General features: G+C 65.0%; 17 protein-coding genes and 5 tRNA genes. 21 read left to right on the plus strand and 1 reads right to left on the minus strand.

All coding sequences use genetic code 11. The features are described 5' to 3' along the window. Positions 1-13 precede the first annotated feature (13 nt). From N5D20_RS00945 to ychF, 9 genes are all read left to right on the plus strand, one after another. Positions 14-1,699, plus strand: coding sequence for a tetratricopeptide repeat protein (locus tag N5D20_RS00945; protein ID WP_029550819.1), 1,686 nt, complete (start codon positions 14-16; stop codon positions 1,697-1,699). Next, positions 1,696-2,355 (plus strand): lipoprotein insertase outer membrane protein LolB, encoded by a 660-nt coding sequence (gene lolB / locus N5D20_RS00950; RefSeq protein WP_279914946.1) that lies wholly within the window; start codon positions 1,696-1,698, stop codon positions 2,353-2,355. Before N5D20_RS00945 ends, lolB begins: the two co-directional genes overlap by 4 nt. Continuing rightward, positions 2,352-3,221 carry a 4-(cytidine 5'-diphospho)-2-C-methyl-D-erythritol kinase gene (ispE, locus tag N5D20_RS00955; protein ID WP_109815179.1) on the plus strand — a complete coding sequence of 290 codons (870 nt, stop codon included), beginning with the start codon at positions 2,352-2,354 and terminating at the stop codon, positions 3,219-3,221. The genes lolB and ispE overlap by 4 nt, the downstream gene beginning before the upstream one ends. An 11-nt stretch (positions 3,222-3,232) precedes the next feature. Continuing rightward, positions 3,233-3,309 (plus strand) — tRNA-Gln (locus tag N5D20_RS00960). A gap of 140 nt (positions 3,310-3,449) precedes the next feature. Continuing rightward, complete coding sequence (locus N5D20_RS00965) at positions 3,450-4,409, plus strand: ribose-phosphate diphosphokinase (RefSeq protein WP_005415400.1); 960 nt, start codon at positions 3,450-3,452, stop codon at positions 4,407-4,409. Positions 4,410-4,519: 110 nt separating this feature from the next. Beyond that, positions 4,520-5,137, plus strand: a complete 618-nt coding sequence (locus N5D20_RS00970; RefSeq protein WP_014036085.1) for a 50S ribosomal protein L25/general stress protein Ctc — start codon at positions 4,520-4,522, stop codon at positions 5,135-5,137. Between the two features lie 48 nt (positions 5,138-5,185). Continuing rightward, entirely contained in the window at positions 5,186-5,764 is a 579-nt protein-coding gene (gene pth, locus N5D20_RS00975) for an aminoacyl-tRNA hydrolase (RefSeq protein WP_019338143.1), read from the plus strand. Between the two features lie 41 nt (positions 5,765-5,805). Beyond that, the gene (locus N5D20_RS00980; RefSeq protein WP_237707035.1) at positions 5,806-6,387 is read left to right on the plus strand and encodes a DUF4375 domain-containing protein; all 582 of its coding nucleotides are present in this window, start codon (positions 5,806-5,808) and stop codon (positions 6,385-6,387) included. Between the two features lie 98 nt (positions 6,388-6,485). After that, on the plus strand, positions 6,486-7,577 hold the full coding sequence (gene ychF, locus N5D20_RS00985; protein ID WP_043403185.1) for a redox-regulated ATPase YchF: 1,092 nt from the start codon (positions 6,486-6,488) through the stop codon (positions 7,575-7,577). Between the two features lie 630 nt (positions 7,578-8,207). On the opposite strand, the gene N5D20_RS00990 is transcribed toward ychF, so the two are convergent. Beyond that, positions 8,208-10,946 carry a TonB-dependent receptor gene (locus N5D20_RS00990; RefSeq protein WP_279914945.1) on the minus strand — a complete coding sequence of 913 codons (2,739 nt, stop codon included), beginning with the start codon at positions 10,944-10,946 and terminating at the stop codon, positions 8,208-8,210. Positions 10,947-11,116: 170 nt separating this feature from the next. On the opposite strand from N5D20_RS00990, the gene N5D20_RS00995 reads away from it, so the two are divergent. From N5D20_RS00995 to rplJ, 12 genes are all read left to right on the plus strand, one after another. Beyond that, positions 11,117-12,136 (plus strand): cyanophycinase, encoded by a 1,020-nt coding sequence (locus N5D20_RS00995; RefSeq protein WP_100448534.1) that lies wholly within the window; start codon positions 11,117-11,119, stop codon positions 12,134-12,136. A 138-nt stretch (positions 12,137-12,274) separates the two neighbouring features. Further along, positions 12,275-13,291 (plus strand): isoaspartyl peptidase/L-asparaginase, encoded by a 1,017-nt coding sequence (locus N5D20_RS01000; RefSeq protein WP_279914944.1) that lies wholly within the window; start codon positions 12,275-12,277, stop codon positions 13,289-13,291. Between the two features lie 137 nt (positions 13,292-13,428). Next, positions 13,429-13,514, plus strand: a tRNA-Tyr gene (locus N5D20_RS01005). Positions 13,515-13,538: 24 nt separating this feature from the next. Next, positions 13,539-13,612, plus strand: a tRNA-Gly gene (locus tag N5D20_RS01010). Between the two features lie 49 nt (positions 13,613-13,661). Beyond that, a tRNA-Thr gene (locus N5D20_RS01015) sits at positions 13,662-13,737 on the plus strand. 41 nt (positions 13,738-13,778) lie between these two features. Then, positions 13,779-14,969, plus strand: coding sequence for an elongation factor Tu (tuf, locus tag N5D20_RS01020; protein ID WP_014036096.1), 1,191 nt, complete (start codon positions 13,779-13,781; stop codon positions 14,967-14,969). Positions 14,970-15,072: 103 nt separating this feature from the next. Beyond that, positions 15,073-15,148 (plus strand) — tRNA-Trp (locus tag N5D20_RS01025). 49 nt (positions 15,149-15,197) lie between these two features. Then, complete coding sequence (secE, locus tag N5D20_RS01030) at positions 15,198-15,611, plus strand: preprotein translocase subunit SecE (RefSeq protein WP_010480389.1); 414 nt, start codon at positions 15,198-15,200, stop codon at positions 15,609-15,611. Between the two features lie 10 nt (positions 15,612-15,621). Then, complete coding sequence (gene nusG, locus N5D20_RS01035) at positions 15,622-16,182, plus strand: transcription termination/antitermination protein NusG (RefSeq protein WP_004154362.1); 561 nt, start codon at positions 15,622-15,624, stop codon at positions 16,180-16,182. Positions 16,183-16,439: 257 nt separating this feature from the next. Continuing rightward, the gene (gene rplK / locus N5D20_RS01040; RefSeq protein WP_004145248.1) at positions 16,440-16,868 is read left to right on the plus strand and encodes a 50S ribosomal protein L11; all 429 of its coding nucleotides are present in this window, start codon (positions 16,440-16,442) and stop codon (positions 16,866-16,868) included. Positions 16,869-16,872: 4 nt separating this feature from the next. Further along, positions 16,873-17,571 (plus strand): 50S ribosomal protein L1, encoded by a 699-nt coding sequence (gene rplA / locus N5D20_RS01045; RefSeq protein WP_004154350.1) that lies wholly within the window; start codon positions 16,873-16,875, stop codon positions 17,569-17,571. A gap of 386 nt (positions 17,572-17,957) precedes the next feature. Next, entirely contained in the window at positions 17,958-18,494 is a 537-nt protein-coding gene (rplJ, locus tag N5D20_RS01050; RefSeq protein ID WP_010480377.1) for a 50S ribosomal protein L10, read from the plus strand. The last annotated feature ends 50 nt before the right edge of the window (positions 18,495-18,544 follow it).

Consider the following 18,544-nt stretch of genomic DNA (forward strand, 5'->3'; position numbering starts at 1 on the left):
CCCGATGCCGACGATGCCCGCATTGATTCGCATCCCCAGTGTTCTGCTGCTGTCCCTGGCCTGCAGCCAGGCCCTGGCGGCGGTGCCGGCCAAGGCCCCTGTAAGGGCCCCGGCCACTGAGGAACTGGCGCTGGAGCCGGTGATGGCCGGTGAGTTCGCCCTGCAGGCCGGCAAGCTGGCTGAGGCCGCGCGCTGGTACCTGCAGGCGGCCCAGCAGACCGACGGCGACGCCGGCCTGGCCGAGCGTGCGACCCGCATTTCCATGCTCGCCAACGATGATGCCAGCGCGGCCAAGGGCCTGGCTCTGTGGCAACAGCGGGCCCCGCGCTCATTGACCATGCGCAGTGCGGCCGGTGCGCTGGCCATGCGCCAGGGCGATGTGAAGGCTGCCCGCACCGAACTGCAGGGCCTGCTGGCCGACTCCGACGAGCGCGGTTGGAAGTTTGCCCTGGCCGCCCTGATCGGTGGGGGGCGCGATCCGGCGGTGCCCGCGCAGGTGCTGGGTGAGCTGGTCGACGCCAACGCCATTCCACCGAAGATCGAAGCCTGGCAGGAGTTCGGCCGCCTCGCCCTGCGCATGGACAAGCCCGAACTGGCGCGGCGCATGATCGATGAAGTGGTCAAGCGCTTCCCTGAAGAACCGCGTGTGGCGTTGCTGCGTGCCAGCCAGCTGCAGCAGGCCGGGGAGACCGGCAAGGCGCTGTCGCTGCTGCACGATGTGGAGCCTAAGACCCGCCAGGACCCGGAACTGCGCAATGCGGTGGCCATTGCCTACGACAGCCTCGGCCAGCCGTCCGCGGCCGAGCGCGTGCTGGCCTTCGGCCCGCAGGACGTGCAGACCTGGGGCATGCGCGCTTCGCTGCTGGCCAAGCAGGGCGACAAGGCGGCGCTGTCCAACCTCTACAACGAACTGTCGCGGCAGGCGGCCAAGCCGGACCCGGCGCAGCGTCTGCTGCTGGGCAAGATCGCCGAGTACCTGAAGCGTTATCCCGAGGCGGTGCAGTGGTATCACAGCGTGCCCGGCGGCGATGAGCTGAGCGAAGCACGCCTGCGTGCGGCCAACGCCCAGGCCCTGGCCGGGCGCCTGCCGCTGGCACTGGATGAGGTGCACGCGATCCAGTCCGATGCGGTGGTTGACGACGACGTGCGCCGCGACGCCTACCTGCTGGAAGCGGAACTGCGCCAGCGCGCCGACGACAGCGCCGGTGAACTGGATGCGCTGGCCCGCGGCCTGGCCGCTTACCCGGATGACAACGGACTGCTGTACGCCCGTGCGCTCACCTGGGAACGCCGCGATGACATTCCGCGCGCCGAGGCCGATCTGCGCAAGATCCTGGTGACCGACCCGGAGAACGTGCCGGCTTTGAACGCGCTTGGCTACACCCTGGCCGATCGCACCGGCCGCCTGCAGGAAGCACTGGAGCTGATCGACCGCGCCCGTGTGGCCGAACCGGACAACGCCGCCATCGTCGACAGCTATGGCTGGGTGTTGTATCGCCTGGGCCGCAAGGAAGAAGCACTGGTGCAGCTGCGCCGGGCCTGGACCCTGGCCAAGGACCCGGAGATCGCTTCCCACGTTGGCGAAGTGCTGTGGGTGCTGGGCAAGCATGACGAGGCCCGCCACTTCTTCGAAGAAGCGGCCAAGCTCGATCCTGAAAACCGCGCGCTGCTGCGCGCCCGCGAGAAATTCAATCCATGAGTGTTTCCCTGATCCGGCCGATGCTGTTGGTGGCCGTGACCCTGGCGGTGACCGCCTGTACCAGCGTGGGTACGCAGAAGACCGCGCCACCGGCGGTGGTCGAGACGGTTTCGGCCGAAGCGGCGCGGGCCGAGGCGGCGCGCGTGGCCGCGCTGCAGGCACAGTCGGACTGGGCCTTCCAGGGCCGGGTCGCGGTGAGCAAGGGCAAGGACGGCGGCAGCGGTCGCATCGACTGGAAGCAGGAGGGGCGCCGCTATGTGGTCGAGCTGAGCGCGCCGGTGACCCGGCAGAGCTGGAAGCTGACCGGCGATACCCATTCCGAAGCCGGTCGCCTTGAGGGACTGGCCGGCGGGCCGCGTGACGGCGAGGACGCCCAGCAGCTGCTGCTGGAGGCCACTGGCTGGGACATCCCGGTCAACCAGCTGCCGCAGTGGATCCGTGGCCTGGTGGCTGGCGATGCTGGCGGTCCGGAGAAGGTCGAGCGCGACGGTGAAGGCCGGCCGCGTCGTGTGCAGCAGATGGGCTGGCAGGTGCAATACCTGGACTGGTACCCGGCCGAGGCCGGGCGTCCGGCGCTGCCACGCCGGATAGAAGCCAGCCATGGTGACGCCAAGGTGCGCCTGCTGGTGGATCAGTGGGGGCAGGGCGCCCCATGAGTGCCGGGTGCGATGACGCGGGCTGGTCCTGGTGGCCGGCCCCGGCCAAGCTGAACCTGTTCCTGCATATCACCGGTCGCCGCGCCGATGGCTACCACGAGCTGCAGACCGTGTTCCGGCTGCTGGACTGGGGCGACCGCATTGGTCTGCGCCTGCGTGAAGACGGGCAGGTGCGTCGTGAGGGCGAGGGGCCGGCCGGCGTTGCCGAGGCGGATGATCTGGCGGTGCGCGCCGCGCGGATTCTGAAAGACGCGGCCAATATCGCGCAAGGCGCCGACATCATCGTCGAAAAGCGCGTTTCTGCCGGCGGTGGCTTTGGCGGCGGTTCCTCCGATGCCGCCACCGTGCTGGTGGTGCTGAACCGGCTCTGGCGGGCCGGTCTGGATGAGGACGCGCTTGCTGCGTTGGGCCTGCGCCTGGGCGCGGACGTGCCGGTGTTCGTGCGCGGGCGCAATGCCTGGGCCGAAGGGGTGGGCGAACGCCTGCAGCCCATCGTGCTGGAACCGGCCTGGTATGTGGTGGTTGAACCGGGCGTTCATGTTCCCACCCCGGCCCTGTTCGCAGACCCGGATTTGACGCGCGACAGCCCAGTGGCGAAAATAGAGGACTTCGCTTCCGGGACCCTGGTCGGGAACGCGTTCGAACCGGTGCTGCGCCGCCGTGAGCCTGCCGTCGAGGCAGCGTTCGCCGCGTTGAGCGATATCGGCACGGCGCGGCTGACCGGTTCGGGAAGTGGTTGTTTCGTCGAGTTCGCATCGCAGTCTGCCGCAGAGCAGGGACGGTCGAAGTTGCCGAAGGAGTTGCGGGCAAGGGTGGCAGCGGGCGTTGCGCGTTCGCCACTGCTGGATGCACTCGAGCAACACTGATTTATCAATGCAGGGGCGTCGCCAAGAGGCCCAAGGCACCAGGTTTTGATCCTGGCATTCGTAGGTTCGAATCCTACCGCCCCTGCCAATAGCGGCTGTGTCCGCGCCTTCCAGCGCATCGCCCGCGCGGGACGTGGAAACAACCGCGGTGTTGTCAGCAGCAAGGGTCCATCAGGGTCCTTGCCGACTCCGGATCCCCGCCACTCGTCCCCGCCCGAGACAATCATGATGCAAGAGTCCCCGAACCTGCTGGTCTTTTCCGGCAACGCCAACAAACGTCTGGCGCAGAACATCTGCAAGGAACTGGGGGTTCGCCCGGGCAAGGCGCTGGTCTCGCACTTCTCCGATGGTGAAGTGCAGGTGGAAATCGAAGAGAACGTCCGCAAGCAGGACGTGTTCGTGATCCAGCCGACCTGTGCGCCGAGCGCGGAAAACCTGATGGAACTGCTGGTGCTGATCGACGCGCTCAAGCGCGCATCGGTGGCCAGCGTGACCGCCGTGGTGCCGTACTTCGGCTACTCGCGCCAGGATCGCCGCATGCGTTCCTCGCGCGTGCCGATCACCGCCAAGCTGGCGGCGAAGATGTTCAGCACCGCTGGCGCTGATCGCGTGCTGACCGTCGACCTGCACGCCGACCAGATCCAGGGCTTCTTCGATATTCCGGTGGACAACGTGTATGCGTCCCCGCTGCTGCTGGCCGACATCTGGCGCGCCTACGGCACCGAGAACCTGATCGTTGTGTCGCCGGACGTGGGCGGCGTGGTCCGCGCCCGTGCGGTGGCCAAGCGCCTGGATGACGCAGACCTGGCGATCATCGACAAGCGCCGCCCGCGCGCCAACGTCTCCACCGTGATGAACATCATCGGTGACGTCGAAGGCAAGACCTGCGTGATGGTCGATGACATCGTCGATACCGCCGGCACCCTGTGCGCCGCTGCCGCTGCCCTGAAGGCGCGCGGTGCGCTCAAGGTCGCCGCCTACTGCACCCACGCGGTGCTGTCGGGCCCGGCAGTGGACAACATCACCAATTCCCAGCTCGACGAGCTGGTGGTGACCGACACCATCCCGCTGAAGGACGCCGCGCGGGTGTGCAGCAAGATCCGCCAGCTGAGCGTGGCGGAAATGCTGGCCGAAACGATGCGCCGCATCGCCTTCGGTGAGTCGGTCAGCTCGCTGTACGTCGACTGAGTTTTTCGTCCCTGCCGGCAATGGCAGGGACATACCCCGGGTGCTTCTGGTCGCGGAAGCATCTTCAACCGCCACGCCGCAGGGCGCGGCAACAACCTGAGTAGTCGAAAATGTCGAAGACCCATGAAATCAAGGTCACCAAGCGTGAACTGCAGCGTAAGGGTGCGAGCCGCCGCCTGCGTCACGCGGGTGTGATCCCGGCCATCGTGTACGGCGGCAACGCCGAGCCGGTCGCCATCAGCCTGGACCACAACGAAATCTGGCTGGCCCAGCAGAACGAGTGGTTCTATGCCTCGATCCTGGACCTGAACCTGGACGGCCAGGTGCAGAAGGTCCTGCTGCGTGACATGCAGCGCCACCCGTACAAGCAGCTGATCATGCACCTGGACTTCCAGCGCGTGAACGAGAACGAAGCCCTGACCGCTTCGGTCCCGCTGCACTTCATCAACGAAGACACCTCGCCGGCCGGCAAGGCTGCCGACGTCGTGGTCACCCACGAACTGAAGGAAGTGACCATCACCTGCCTGCCGAAGGACCTGCCGGAGTCGATCGAAGTCGACCTGGGCGAGCTGAAGGCCGGTGACGTGGTGTACCTGTCCAACATCAAGCTGCCGAAGGGCGTGGAAATCCCGGCCCTGGCGCTGGGCAAGGACCACGACGACGCCATCGTCACCGCCAAGGCCGGCAAGGCCGACGCGGCTGACGAAGAAGCGGCTGCCGCCGAGTAATACCGCTACGGTGCCTGCCTCCGGGCAGGCACCGTATTGGAAGGAACCATGGCAGGACTGCGACTGATCGTCGGTCTGGGCAACCCCGGATCGGAACACGCCCGGACCCGGCACAATGCCGGGTTTCATTTCGTTGAGGCCCTGGCTGAAAAAGCCGGTGCACGATGGAATGTGGACAGCAAGCTGTTCGGCGAGACCGCCAAGGTCGAGATCGCCGGGCAGACGGTGTGGCTGCTCAAGCCCGCCACCTTCATGAACCTCAGTGGCAAGTCGGTCACCGCCGCGCAGCGGTTCTGGAAGATCGAACCGGAAGAGACCCTGCTGGCCCACGACGAACTGGACCTGGCGCCCGGCGTGGCGCGGCTGAAGTTCGACGGCGGCCACGGCGGCCAGAACGGCCTGCGTGACACCATCCGCCTGCTCGGTCACGGCAAGTTCCATCGCCTGCGCGTGGGCATCGGCCATCCCGGCCACAAGGATCGCGTGGTGGGCTGGGTGCTGGGACGCCCCTCCAAGGACGATGAAGTGCTGATTTCGCGCGCCATCGACGATGCGATCGACGTGCTGCCGTTGGCGGTGCAGGGCGATTTCAGCGAAGCGATGAAGCGACTGCACACCCCGCGCTGATCATGACCGACCCGCGTACTCCCTGCACTGCGTGTGGCGCCATGATCCTGCTGGCGACGGCGGCCCGGAACGACGGGCTCTGCATGCCGTGCCGGAATGGCACGCGGCAAAGCATGGAAATGGCGAAGACGCGAGATCGGGAAATTCGTGAAGAGCGCAAGCGGTTCGAGGAATCTGCAGAGGGGCGGCATTGGCATTGGTTGGTCGAACAGGTCCACGGGAGCGGTTGTGGATTTGCTGGATTGTCAGTGCACGATCAGCGTTTCTTTGCGATCAACGCGCTCATCAATGATGTCTACCGTGGAGGGCTTGATGCCTATTTCCATAATTCTGCTGGCGGCTACATTGCTGAAGCGCTTGCAGGGCTTGAGGAGATACAGCAGCTTGACGTGCGCGACATCGTGCTGGCGGCCCAGCAGCTACTGTTTGGCAATGAGGCCATGGCAGATCATCATGCGCAGAGGCGCCTGCAGATCTATCGTGCTGACGGGTGGCTCGACGATGAAGTCGAAACAGCACTTGATGCGCTGGATGGGCGATTCTATGCGCTGGTCGATGACGGCAAGCTGGAAGAACTGCTGAAAGCGTACGCAGAACATCACAGGTTGTACGCCGCGTTCTAGCGCGGGCTACTGGAAGGACGATTGGGGATTGAGGGCATGCCCGCAGGCGAGTCTTGAATCCCGAATCATCCACTTACACTCAAACCCGGATTCAACCCATGGGTATCAAATGCGGCATCGTCGGCCTGCCCAACGTCGGCAAGTCGACCCTGTTCAATGCGCTGACCAAGGCGGGTATCGCCGCGGCGAACTTCCCGTTCTGCACCATCGAGCCGAACGTCGGCATCGTGCCGGTGCCGGATCCGCGCCTGAACGAGCTGGCAGCGATCATCAACCCGCAGAAGGTCATCCCGACCGCGGTCGAGTTCGTCGACATCGCCGGCCTGGTGGCCGGTGCCGCCAGCGGTGAGGGCCTGGGCAACAAGTTCCTGGCGCACATCCGCGAAGTCGATGCGATCACCCACGTGGTGCGCTGCTTCGAGCACGGCGACATCGTGCACGTGGCCGGCAAGGTCGATCCGATCTCGGACATCGAAACCATCGACACCGAGCTGGCGCTGGCCGACCTGGACAGTGTCGAGAAGGCGCTGAACCGTGCCGAGCGTGCGGCCAAGGGCGGCGACAAGGACGCAGCGGCGCGCAAGCCGGTGCTGGCCAAGCTGCAGGCGGCGCTGTCGGATGGCAAGGCTGGCCGTTCGGTGGGCCTGGACGACGAAGAGAAGGCGCTGGTCCGTGACCTGTTCCTGCTGACCCTGAAGCCGGTGATGTACATCGCCAACGTGCTGGAAGACGGTTTCGAGAACAACCCGCACCTGGAAGCCGTGCGCGCGCATGCCGCCGCCGAAGGCGCGCAGGTGGTGCCGGTGTCGGCCGCGATCGAGGAAGAGCTGTCCCAGCTCGACGACGAAGACCGCGATACCTTCCTGGCGGACCTGGGCCTGAGCGAGCCGGGCCTGAACCGCGTGATCAACGCGGCCTACAGCCTGCTGGGCCTGCAGACCTACTTCACCGCAGGCGTGAAGGAAGTCCGCGCGTGGACCGTGCGCAAGGGCGCCACCGCTCCGCAGGCTGCCGCGGTCATCCACACCGACTTCGAGAAGGGCTTCATCCGCGCCGAAACCATCGCGTATGACGACTTCATCAAGTACAAGGGCGAAGCCGGTGCCAAGGAAGCCGGTCGTCTGCGCCTGGAAGGCAAGGAGTACCGCGTGCAGGAAGGCGACATCCTGCACTTCCGCTTCAACGTCTGATCCAGCGGCATCGGATCGACCCCGGACGCCCCGCCTTGTGCGGGGCGTTCGCGTTTCTGGCACCGCAGCCGGTGGCTGGCGAAAAAATGACCATGCATTGAAACGCTTGCGCGGCAAGACTCGCGCTCACTTGTCCACACCAAACCCCCACCACTTTCCACGCGCGGTGTGGAAAACCCGGTATGCCGCTGTAGAGCGGAGCCCATGCTCGGCTGATGCCGGCCGGAGCCGAGCATGGGCTCGGTTCTGCAGGGCTTGTCCGCGGAGCGTGGACAAATATTCGCCACGCTTCCAAACGCCTGCGTGGCAACACTCACAGCCACTTGTCCACACCTAGTTCCCATTGCTCTCCACGTCTGGTGTGGAAAACGATCGAAGGGCATGGACAAAAAATCACCACGCCCGGAAATGCCTGTGAGACAAGGATCGCGCCCACTTGTCCACACCAAGTTCCCATCGCTTTCCACGTGCGGTGTGGAAAACCCGCGTGGCCCGCTCTGGTAGTCGCCCGCCTTGGTGGGCGCGTGGCATATCAGTGTCCACCAAGGTGGGCATCTACCAGAGCCAGGTTCCCAAACAACAAGGCCCGCCAATGGCGGGCCCCGTCGTCCACGTCCTGCGTAACCGCGCTTACAATGCGCTGCCACCGAACTTGTGGGTGTACTGCAGGTTGATGGTGCGGCCGACGCTGTCGAACCAGGACACGTCGTAATACGGATACGCGGTGTAGGTGGCGTCCTTCGGCGGCATCTTGTTGAAGACGTTCACCACCGACAGCGACAGGCGCGCGTGGTCGTCGAAGCGGTACTGCAGCGACGCGTTGTAGCGGTAGGTCGCCTTGATGTACGGGCTGTCACCGCTGTCCCACTTGAATACCTGGTCGTAGCTGTCCGAGGTCGGCAGCTTGCCCAGGCGCGAACCATAGACCGTGGCCGACCACGCCTCCTTCTCCCAGGTCACGCTCAGGCTGGTCTTGGTACGCGGGATGTCGAAGTTGCTGTTGACCGCGAACTGGTCCTGGATCGGATCACCGGGGTAGCGCTGGAAATCGTGCTTCTTCACCCAGGTGTGGGTGCCGTTGAGGATGAAATCACCAATGCCGGTCTGCAGGCGGTAGCGCAGTCCGACGTCGATGCCGGAGGTCGACTCGCGGGCGACGTTGATCGGGGCGACGCGTACGCCGTACAGGCGGCCATCACTGGTGCGGGTGATGCGGTCGAGCGCGTCCACGCAGGTCGGCGAGTTGATGTCGGCAGTACCCAGGCGGCAGTTCGCTTCACTGGCCAGTATCGTGCGCACGTCCATGTCCTGCACCTGCTTGCGCATGTCGATGTCGAACCAGTCCACCGACAGGTCCAGGCCGATCGCCGGCGACCAGACAAAGCCGGCGCTCCACGAGGTGCTGGTTTCCGGGTCGAGCTGACGGTTGCCGGTGCGGCTGCGGATCAGGTTGTGCTCGTAGTCGGAACAGTCGGCGGCATCGTCGGCGCGGCAGCTGTACAGGTCCACGGCGCTGGTCTCGTCGTTGCCCGGGCCGGCGAACACGTAGTGCAGATCCGGCGCGCGGAACGCGGTGCCATACGAACCACGTACCAGCAGGGTGTCGATCGGGCGCCATTCCAGGCCGCCGCTCCAGGTCGCCTTGCCGATGGTGTGGCCGGAATAGCGGTACTGGTCGTAGCGGCCGGCCACGCTCAGGTTGACCGTCTCGTGCAGCGGCATGCGCAGCTCGGCCGCCGTGGCCCAGCGGTTGCGCGAACCGTTGCCGTCCGAATCCTTCCAGCTGTAGTAGTAGTACTGGGTCGCCAGCGGATCGGGATTCAGCGAGTACGCCTGCTGGCCCACTTCCACGGTCGCGGCGAAGCCGGCGTCACCGCCCGGCAGGCCGAACAGCGCGGAATTGGTCAGCGTGAACGCGGCCGTCTCGGTCCGCGACTTCGGGGTGTAAGTGGTACGCGCCGCGATCGAGTCGTACTCGGCGCGGGTCAGTGGCCGGTACAGGCGTGACGGATCGGCGTTGTAGATCGGGAAACCGTCGTCGTCCACGCCCAGCTGCGGGCCCAGGAACAGGTCATTGGCCTTGGCGGCGATGATCTGTGCCCAGCTGATCCGCGACTGGTACTGCGAATGGCTCAATGCTGCCTCGTAGTCCCAGTTGCCGGCCAGATTGCCCTTGAAGCCGGTGGTCACGCTGAAGGTCTTCTGCGTGCTGCGCACCATCGCATTGCGCAGGCCACCCATTTCCTCGGGGGAGAACTGGCGCTGCCAGAACTCGATCTCGCCGGTGGCCTGGTTGTTGAAATAGCCCGACTCATCGCCATTGGCGTCCATGCGGCCCCACTTGGTGACGTCGCGCATCAGCGACATCGTGTGGTAGCCCAGCTGCACATCGGCAAACCACTGCTGGCCGTTGTCGAAGTCGTAGCTCAGCGAGGCGTAGCCATTGGCGCCGCGGCGCTTGCTGAGAATGGTTCCGTAGCCGATCGAGCTGTCGCTGCCGCAGTAGTAGCCGTAGCGCGGGCGGTACGCGTGGTAGGTACTGCCCTGGTTCTGCCCGGCCAGCGCTTCGCAGGTGGCCGCACCCGGGTCCAGGTAGTCATCGTTGTAGTCGGTGCGCAGATAGGCACGGCGCGCGATGCGCGAGCCCTCGGTGGGGCCGTCCTGGGTCGAATCCTGGATGTCGCGCTCGTACGCCCACAGCGGGCTCTGCGACTGCAGCTCGACGCTGTACACCGCGTTGAAATTGCCGCGGCTGAAACCGCTGGCCAGGCTCATGTCGAACGAGTCGCCACCGCCTTCGCTGGTGGTGCCCATGCGCATGTCGATCGTGGTGCCGTCGGCCTTCTTCTTCAGGATGAAGTTGACCACGCCGGCGATCGCGTCCGAGCCGTAGATGGCCGAGGCGCTGCCGGTCAGCACTTCGATGCGCTCGATCATCCCCAACGGGATGTTGGAGACATCGGTGAAGTTGCTGCGGCCCTTGAACGGCATCGGGAAGTCGGCGATGCGGCGGCCATTGACCAGCACCAGCGTGTGATTCGGGCCCAGGCCGCGCAGGTCCACCTGCTGGGCGCCCGGCGAGAAGTCAGCGCCACTGGAGGACTGCTGGCTCTGGGTCTCCCCCCCGTTCTGGGTCATCGCGCGCAGCACGTCCGGCACGGTGGTAAAGCCGCTGGAGCGGATCTGCTCGGCGCTGATCACCGTGATCGGGGCGGGGCCTTCGACCTGGGCGCGCGGAATGCGCGAACCGGTGACCTGCACCGCGTCCAGTTGTTGAACCGGAGAGGAAGCCGGTGCCTGGGCCGCCGCGGAAGCAGCCACGCCCATCAACGCCAGCTGGATCGACCACGCCATCGCCTTTCTACGCATGAGGAATTCTCGGAAATGAAGCCGGCCCGCAGAGGAGGGGCCCTGTCCCCCATTCAGATTTCCGGAATGGGCGCGCGCATTTAACGCCTTTTTCATGCCCTTGACTACTGGATCCCTATCTGGCAAAGAGTGAAAACGCTTGCAAGTCGATTTTGTTCAGGGAGATCAAGATGCGACGCCTCCATCGGACCCTGCGTGCCCCCTTCGCCTGGCTGGCGCTGCTGGTGTTGGCCGTGCCGTTGGCCGCCCTTGCGCAGGACCTGCAGGGCCCGGGCTTCGCCTACTACGAAGCCGGGGATCTCGACGCACCCCGGCCCGGTCCGCGCGCGCCGGCCATGATGCTGATGGGCGGTGGCGAATGGGTGCCGGAAGCCTTCCATTGGTGGCTGAAGCAGGCTGGCAATGGCCGCGTGCTGATCCTGCGCGCTTCTGGCAGTGACGAACTGCAGGACCGCCTGTATCGCGAGATCGGCGGGGCCACCGCAGTGCAGACGCTGGTGTTCGACAATCGCCGTGGTGCCGATGATCCCGCGGTGCTGCGCGTGGTGGCTGCAGCCGATGCCATCTTCATCGCCGGCGGCGACCAGTCCCGCTACATCCGCTTCTGGAAGGGCACCGCGCTCAACCGCGCGCTCAACGCCCATGTGCGCGCCGGCAAGCCGATTGCCGGTACCAGCGCTGGGCTCGCCATCCTCGGTGGCTATGCCTACGGCGCGATGGACGGCGGCAGCATCACCTCCGCCGGTGCGCTGGCCGACCCGATGGGCAGTGCGGTGACCATGGACAGTGGCTTCCTGCAGATGCCCTACCTGCAGCGCGTGGTCACCGACACCCACTTCGACAAGCGCGATCGGCTTGGCCGCCTGATCGTGTTCGTGGCGCGCGCTGCCCAGGACAGTGGCAACCCCGACATCGTCGGCATCGGCGTCGACGAAGACACTGCCCTGTGCGTGGAGCCCGATGGCCAGGCACAGGTCTACAGTGCTGACGGCGAGGGCAAGGTCTGGGTGGTCAGCCCCGGCCGCGATGCCGACCGCCTGGTCGAAGGTGAGCCGCTGCGCTTCCACGCGGTGCCGGTAACGGTGGTCGCCAGCGGCAGCCGCATGCGCCTGGATGACTTCCAGGCCGAGGCCGACTACCAGGCCGTGGCCGACGTCAGCGACGGCGAGATCGAAGTCATCCGCCAGTGACCCGGCGATCCTGTGGCCACGCATGGGATGCTGTAGAGCCGAGCCCGCGCTCGGCTGCCTTTCAATCGAGGCATCAGCCGAGCATGGGCTCGGCTCTACGATGATGCCTCCCTTGCCCACCTGCTGGAGACGTACCCGATGAAACTGCGCCTGGCGCTGTCCGCGCTGCTGTCCCTGCCGTTGCTCGCCCAGGCCGCACCGGCCGCTTCACCGCTGCTGGTCATCCACGGCGGCGCCGGCGTCGAGCGCAAGGACCTGTCGCCGGCCGAGGAAAAGGCCGCACGTGACGCGCTGCGGGCGGCCCTGTTGAAGGGGCATGCGGAGCTGGCAGCGGGTCGCCCCGCGCTGGCCGCTGTCACCGCCGCGATCACCGTGCTGGAGGACGATCCCACCTTCAACGCCGGCAAGGGCGCGGTGTTCACCCACGACGGCCACAACGAGCTGGATGCGGCCGTCATGGACGGCGCGAGCCAGGCGGCGGGCGCGGTGGCGGGCGTGCAGCGGGTGCGCAACCCGATCCTGCTGGCGCAGACCGTGATGCAGAAGTCCAGGCATGTGATGATGGTCGGGCAGGGCGCCGAAGCCTTCGCGGTCGAGCAGGGCATTTCTCTGGTCGATCCCTCCTATTTCCGTACGGAAAAGCGCTGGCAGCAGCTGCAGCGTGCACTGAAGGAAGAGGCCGGCGGCCAGGCGCATGCCGATCTGGAGACCGCAAAGCACTTCGGGACCGTTGGTGCAGTCGCATTGGATGCACAGGGGCGCCTGGCCGCTGGTACCTCCACCGGTGGCATGACCAACAAGCGCTATGGGCGCGTGGGTGATTCGCCGATCATCGGCGCCGGTACCTGGGCTGACGCGCGATGTGCGGTGTCTGGCACCGGCTGGGGCGAGTACTACATCCGTACTGCCGCCGCGCACGAGATCTGCGCGCGCATGCGTTACCAGGAGCAGAGCCCGGAGCAGGCCGGCAAGGGCGTGATCAACGAGACGATTCCGCAGATGGGCGGCGATGGCGGTGCGATCGTGCTCGGCGCAGATGGAAAAATGGCCACGCCGTTCAACACCCAGGGCATGTATCGGGGCTGGATTGGCGGCGACGGTGTCCCTCATGTCGCAATTTTCGCCAGCGAGACCCTGCCGGTCCCCGGGCAATAACCTTGCGTATCAATGGGTTTGCGACAGTGTGTGAAAAAAGTGGAAAAAAGCGTTGACAGCCCCCCGTCCCATCAGCAGAATAAGCGGCTCACCACCACACACCGCAACGCTTCGGCGGCAACGGAATGGGGTGGTAAGGAGGGATACCCAAGCGGCCAACGGGGGCAGACTGTAAATCTGCTGGCTTACGCCTTCGGTGGTTCGAATCCACCTCCCTCCACCAGTTTCACGTTGTGACATTCCCGGCGCGGGAGTAGTTCAATGGTAGAACCTCAGCCTTCCAAGCTGATGGTGCGGGTTCGATTCCCGTCTCCCGCTCCATTGAATGAACTTTGAATATTATCGAGTTCATGTCATAATGCAAAACTCGGCTCACGTAGCTCAGTCGGTAGAGCACTTCCTTGGTAAGGAAGAGGTCGAAGGTTCGATTCCTTTCGTGAGCACCATCTTAAGCATCACCTCTCAGACGAATTCGAGATAAGCAGCCATGGCCAAGGGTAAGTTCGAGCGCACCAAGCCGCACGTCAATGTCGGCACCATCGGTCACGTCGACCACGGCAAGACCACGCTGACCGCCGCACTGACCAAGATCGGTGCCGAGCGCTTCGGTGGCGAGTTCAAGGACTACTCCTCGATCGACGCCGCGCCGGAAGAAAAGGCTCGTGGTATCACGATCTCGACCGCGCACGTCGAATACGAATCCCCGATCCGTCACTACGCCCACGTTGACTGCCCGGGCCACGCTGACTACGTCAAGAACATGATCACCGGTGCCGCCCAGATGGATGGCGCGATCCTGGTGTGCTCGGCCGCTGACGGCCCGATGCCGCAGACCCGCGAGCACATCCTGCTGTCGCGTCAGGTCGGCGTGCCGTACATCGTCGTGTTCCTGAACAAGGCCGACATGGTTGACGACGCCGAGCTGCTCGAGCTGGTCGAGATGGAAGTGCGTGAACTGCTGAGCAAGTACGAGTTCCCGGGCGACGACACCCCGATCATCGCCGGTTCGGCCCGCCTGGCGCTGGAAGGCGACCAGAGCGACATCGGCGTGCCGGCCATCCTGAAGCTGGTCGATGCCCTGGACAGCTGGATTCCGGAGCCGGAGCGTGCGATCGACAAGCCGTTCCTGATGCCGGTGGAAGACGTGTTCTCGATCTCGGGTCGCGGCACCGTGGTGACCGGCCGTATCGAGCGCGGCGTGATCAAGGTCGGCGACGAAATCGAAATCGTCGGCATCCGTCCGGTGCAGAAGACCACCGTGACCGGCGTTGAAATGTTCCGCAAGCTGCTGGACCAGGGTCAGGCAGGCGACAACGCTGGCCTGCTGCTGCGCGGCACCAAGCGTGACGACGTCGAGCGTGGCCAGGTCCTGGCCAAGCCGGGCACGATCAAGCCGCACACCAAGTTCGAAGGCGAAGTCTACGTCCTGTCGAAGGACGAAGGCGGCCGTCACACCCCGTTCTTCAACGGCTACCGTCCGCAGTTCTACTTCCGCACCACCGACATCACCGGCGCAGCTGCACTGCCGGAAGGCGTCGAAATGGTGATGCCGGGTGACAACGTCAAGATGGTCGTCACCCTGATCAACCCGGTGGCAATGGACGAAGGTCTGCGCTTCGCCATCCGCGAAGGTGGCCGTACCGTCGGCGCCGGCGTGGTCTCGAAGATCATCGAGTAAGCCTGCAGTGCCGGTGGTTGCATAGCGCCGCCGGTTACGCGAATGGCGGGCCGGGAACCTCGGTCCGCCTTCGCCGTCTAAGGGAAGGCAAGTTTCAATACGTACGCCAGTAGCTCAATTGGCAGAGCAGCGGTCTCCAAAACCGCAGGTTGGGGGTTCGAGTCCCTCCTGGCGTGCCATCTGCCCACCTTATCCAGCGGCCTGGGCCGCTAAAGCAGACACAGCCGGATGAATAGCAAGATCGAACACTCCAAGGACAACTCCGCCAATGGCGGGGATATCGTCAAGTACGTCGCCGCATCGCTGCTGGTGCTGGCTGGTCTGTTCGTCTGGTTCTGGTTCTCCGCCGACTCCGGTCGCGCCACCCAGCTGGGTGCGTGGGCGGGTCAGCTGCGTGCGTTGGCGGTTGTAGTCGGTCTGGTTGGCGGTATCGGCGTGTTCATGCTGACCGGCAAGGGGCGCGACACCCGCGAATTCCTCTCCGAGTCGCGCTTCGAACTGCGCAAGGTGGTCTGGCCGACGCGCCAGGAAGCCATCCGCATGACCTGGGTCGTGATGGTGGTGGTAACCATTCTCAGCCTGCTGCTGGGTGGGTTCGATTACGTCATTCAGTGGCTGATTCAGCTGTTCCTGAGCCGCTAAGGAGAATTGCATGAAGCGTTGGTACGTCGTTCACGCCTATTCGGGCTTCGAGAAGTCGGTGGCGCAGGCTCTGCGCGATCGCATCGTCCGTGACGGCATGGAAGAGCGCTTCGGCGATGTCCTGGTCCCGACCGAAGAAGTGGTCGAGATGCGCGCTGGTCAGAAGCGCCGCTCCGAGCGCAAGTTCTTCCCGGGTTACGTGCTGGTCCAGATCGAGACCCACGAAGAAGCCGGTATTCCGCGCATCGACAACGAAAGCTGGCACCTGGTCAAGGAAACCCCGCGCGTCATGGGCTTCATCGGCGGCACGGCCGACCGTCCGCTGCCGATCGCCGATTCCGAGGCCGAAGCCATCCTGAACCGCGTTCAGGAAGGCGTCGAGAAGCCGCGTCCGAAGGTGCTGTTCGAGCCGGGCCAGATGGTCCGCGTCACCGACGGCCCGTTCAACGATTTCAATGGCGTCGTCGAAGAGGTCAACTACGAGAAGAGCCGTCTGCGCGTCTCGGTGCTGATCTTCGGCCGTGCCACTCCGGTCGAACTCGAGTTCGGCCAGGTCGAAAAGGCCGTCTGATCCAGTTGTAGAGTCGAGCCATGCTCGACTCCGGACAAGAAACCGGGCTTGGCCCGGTTTCTCTCGTTTACGTGCCGCTTCAGGCATGTGAAGAAAAAACCTGATATAGTGCGCGGCTCCCCGCTGGGAAGCCAGCAGGACGAGGCCGCCGCAAGGTGGCCTTCAGCATGATTTCAAAACGCGATGCCGGGACGCGTGATTCCCGGTCCGATGGGGAGCCTGTTGTCGAAAGGCGCTAGCACCCGGAGAGTACTCACATGGCAAAGAAAGTTGTCGGTTACATCAAGCTGCAGGTGAAGGCCGGTCAGGCCAACCCCTCGCCGCCGGTCGGTCCTGCGCTGGGTCAGCGCGGTCTGAACATCATGGAATTCTGCAAGGCGTTCAACGCTGCCACGCAGAAGCTCGAGCCGGGCCTGCCGGTTCCGGTGATCATCACGGCCTACTCGGACCGTACGTTCACCTTCATCACCAAGAGCACCCCGGCCACCACCCTGCTGAAGAAGGCCGCTGGCATCTCGTCGGGCTCCAAGCGCCCGAACACCGAGAAGGTCGGCAAGGTCACCCGTAAGCAGCTGGAAGAGATCGCCAAGGCGAAGGAACCGGATCTGACTGCCGCCGATCTGGACGCCGCCGTGCGTACCATCGCTGGCTCTGCCCGTTCCATGGGCCTCGTGGTGGAGGGTTAATAAGATGGCACAGACCAAGCGTGAGAAGGCCATCAAGGCCGCCGTCGTTCCGGGTAAGGCATACGCCTTCGAGGACGCGATCAACATCCTGAAGAGCGCCACCAAGGCCAAGTTCGTCGAGTCGATCGACGTCGCTGTGCGCCTGGGCGTCGATGCGAAGAAGTCCGACCAGCAGGTCCGTGGCTCCACCGTGCTGCCGGCCGGTACCGGCAAGTCGGTCCGCGTCGCCGTGTTCGCTCCGGCCGGTGCCAAGGCTGACGAAGCCCTGGCCGCTGGCGCCGAAGCCGTCGGTATGGATGACCTGGCCGAGAAGATGCAGGCCGGCGATCTGAACTACGACGTCGTCATCGCGACCCCGGACGCCATGCGCGTCGTCGGTAAGCTGGGCACCGTGCTGGGCCCGCGCGGCCTGATGCCGAACCCGAAGGTCGGCACCGTTTCCCCGAACCCGGGTGAAGCCGTGAAGAACGCCAAGTCGGGTCAGGTCCGTTACCGCACCGACAAGGCCGGCATCATCCACTGCACCATCGGCAAGGCCGACTTCGCCGAAGACGCGCTGAAGTCGAACCTGACCGCGCTGCTGCTGGACCTGATCAAGGCCAAGCCGGCCACCTCGAAGGGCACCTACCTGCAGAAGGTTTCGGTCAGCTCGACGATGGGCCCGGGCGTCACCGTCGACCAGTCGTCGCTGACCCTGAAGTAATTGTTTCAAGCGGTCACGGTACCTTCGGTGCCGTGACCGTGACATTTGAAGGCATCGCTGGCAGTGCATCGCCCGCGGTAGCCGTCAAAGACCGCAGGCGCGGTCGTGGCAATACCGGCGACGGGCACGGAAGCTCGATCTGGCAAGGAGTCGCCGCCGGAGCAGTCATGAGCGCTTAATCGATTCCCCGGAATCACCCTGCGTAGATGGTGCCCTTCTGGAGTTTTTCTGGTTCACGCACGTCTGGGTTTCCCAGGTTGGCCCACTCCAGGTCTAGAACGGCCCACCCCCGGAACATCATCCCGATGTTCCCGGCGTCCAGGACGGATGCCGCACAGGACCGCACACGGCAGGAGCCGTAAGCGGAGTTCAATAGGAGGAGTGCAATGGCTCTCAATCTGTCCCAGAAGCAAGAAGTAGTCGCCGAGCTGGCAGACGTCGCCGCCAAGGCCCACTCCTTGATCGCAGCCGAATACGCTGGCACCACGGTCGCCCAGATGACCGCGATGCGCAAGCAGGCTCGTGAAACCGGTGTTTTCTTGAAGGTTGTCAAGAACACCCTGGCTTCGCGCGCCGTTGAAGGCACCGAGTTCGCAGTCGCCCAGGACCAGATGGTTGGTCCGCTGCTGTACGCGTTCTCGCTCGAGGAGCCCGGCGCTGCCGGTCGCCTGATCAAGGAAGCCGCCAAGGGCAACGACAAGCTGAAGGCTAAGGTCGTCGCCATCGGTGGCGAAGTGTTCCCGGCAAGCCACGTCGAAGTGCTGGCCTCGCTGCCGACCCGCGACCAGGCCCTGGCCATGCTGGCCCGCGTCCTGACCGAGCCGGTCACGATGTTTGCCCGCGCCATCAAGGCCGTTGGCGAGAAGCAGGGTGGTGGCGACGTCGCCGCCGACGCTGCCGAGCCGGCCGCCGAGACCGCCTGAGTTTCGACTTACCGTGGTTCCTGACGGAACCTCAACCCAGAAAATCATCC

It is taken from the genome of Stenotrophomonas sp. GD03877 (assembly GCF_029840555.1).
Classification (GTDB): Bacteria; Pseudomonadota; Gammaproteobacteria; order Xanthomonadales; family Xanthomonadaceae; genus Stenotrophomonas; species Stenotrophomonas geniculata.

Bases quoted from the DNA above. Each gene is read 5' to 3' on its own strand.
- N5D20_RS00945 (WP_029550819.1), top strand. From the start codon at position 14: ATGCCCGCATTGATTCGCATCCCCAGTGTTCTGCTGCTGTCCCTGGCC.
- lolB (WP_279914946.1), top strand. From the start codon at position 1,696: ATGAGTGTTTCCCTGATCCGGCCGATGCTGTTGGTGGCCGTGACCCTG.
- ispE (WP_109815179.1), top strand. From the start codon at position 2,352: ATGAGTGCCGGGTGCGATGACGCGGGCTGGTCCTGGTGGCCGGCCCCG.
- N5D20_RS00965 (WP_005415400.1), top strand. From the start codon at position 3,450: ATGCAAGAGTCCCCGAACCTGCTGGTCTTTTCCGGCAACGCCAACAAA.
- N5D20_RS00970 (WP_014036085.1), top strand. From the start codon at position 4,520: ATGTCGAAGACCCATGAAATCAAGGTCACCAAGCGTGAACTGCAGCGT.
- pth (WP_019338143.1), top strand. From the start codon at position 5,186: ATGGCAGGACTGCGACTGATCGTCGGTCTGGGCAACCCCGGATCGGAA.
- N5D20_RS00980 (WP_237707035.1), top strand. From the start codon at position 5,806: ATGATCCTGCTGGCGACGGCGGCCCGGAACGACGGGCTCTGCATGCCG.
- ychF (WP_043403185.1), top strand. From the start codon at position 6,486: ATGGGTATCAAATGCGGCATCGTCGGCCTGCCCAACGTCGGCAAGTCG.
- N5D20_RS00990 (WP_279914945.1), bottom strand. From the start codon at position 10,946: ATGCGTAGAAAGGCGATGGCGTGGTCGATCCAGCTGGCGTTGATGGGC.
- N5D20_RS00995 (WP_100448534.1), top strand. From the start codon at position 11,117: ATGCGACGCCTCCATCGGACCCTGCGTGCCCCCTTCGCCTGGCTGGCG.
- N5D20_RS01000 (WP_279914944.1), top strand. From the start codon at position 12,275: ATGAAACTGCGCCTGGCGCTGTCCGCGCTGCTGTCCCTGCCGTTGCTC.
- tuf (WP_014036096.1), top strand. From the start codon at position 13,779: ATGGCCAAGGGTAAGTTCGAGCGCACCAAGCCGCACGTCAATGTCGGC.
- secE (WP_010480389.1), top strand. From the start codon at position 15,198: ATGAATAGCAAGATCGAACACTCCAAGGACAACTCCGCCAATGGCGGG.
- nusG (WP_004154362.1), top strand. From the start codon at position 15,622: ATGAAGCGTTGGTACGTCGTTCACGCCTATTCGGGCTTCGAGAAGTCG.
- rplK (WP_004145248.1), top strand. From the start codon at position 16,440: ATGGCAAAGAAAGTTGTCGGTTACATCAAGCTGCAGGTGAAGGCCGGT.
- rplA (WP_004154350.1), top strand. From the start codon at position 16,873: ATGGCACAGACCAAGCGTGAGAAGGCCATCAAGGCCGCCGTCGTTCCG.
- rplJ (WP_010480377.1), top strand. From the start codon at position 17,958: ATGGCTCTCAATCTGTCCCAGAAGCAAGAAGTAGTCGCCGAGCTGGCA.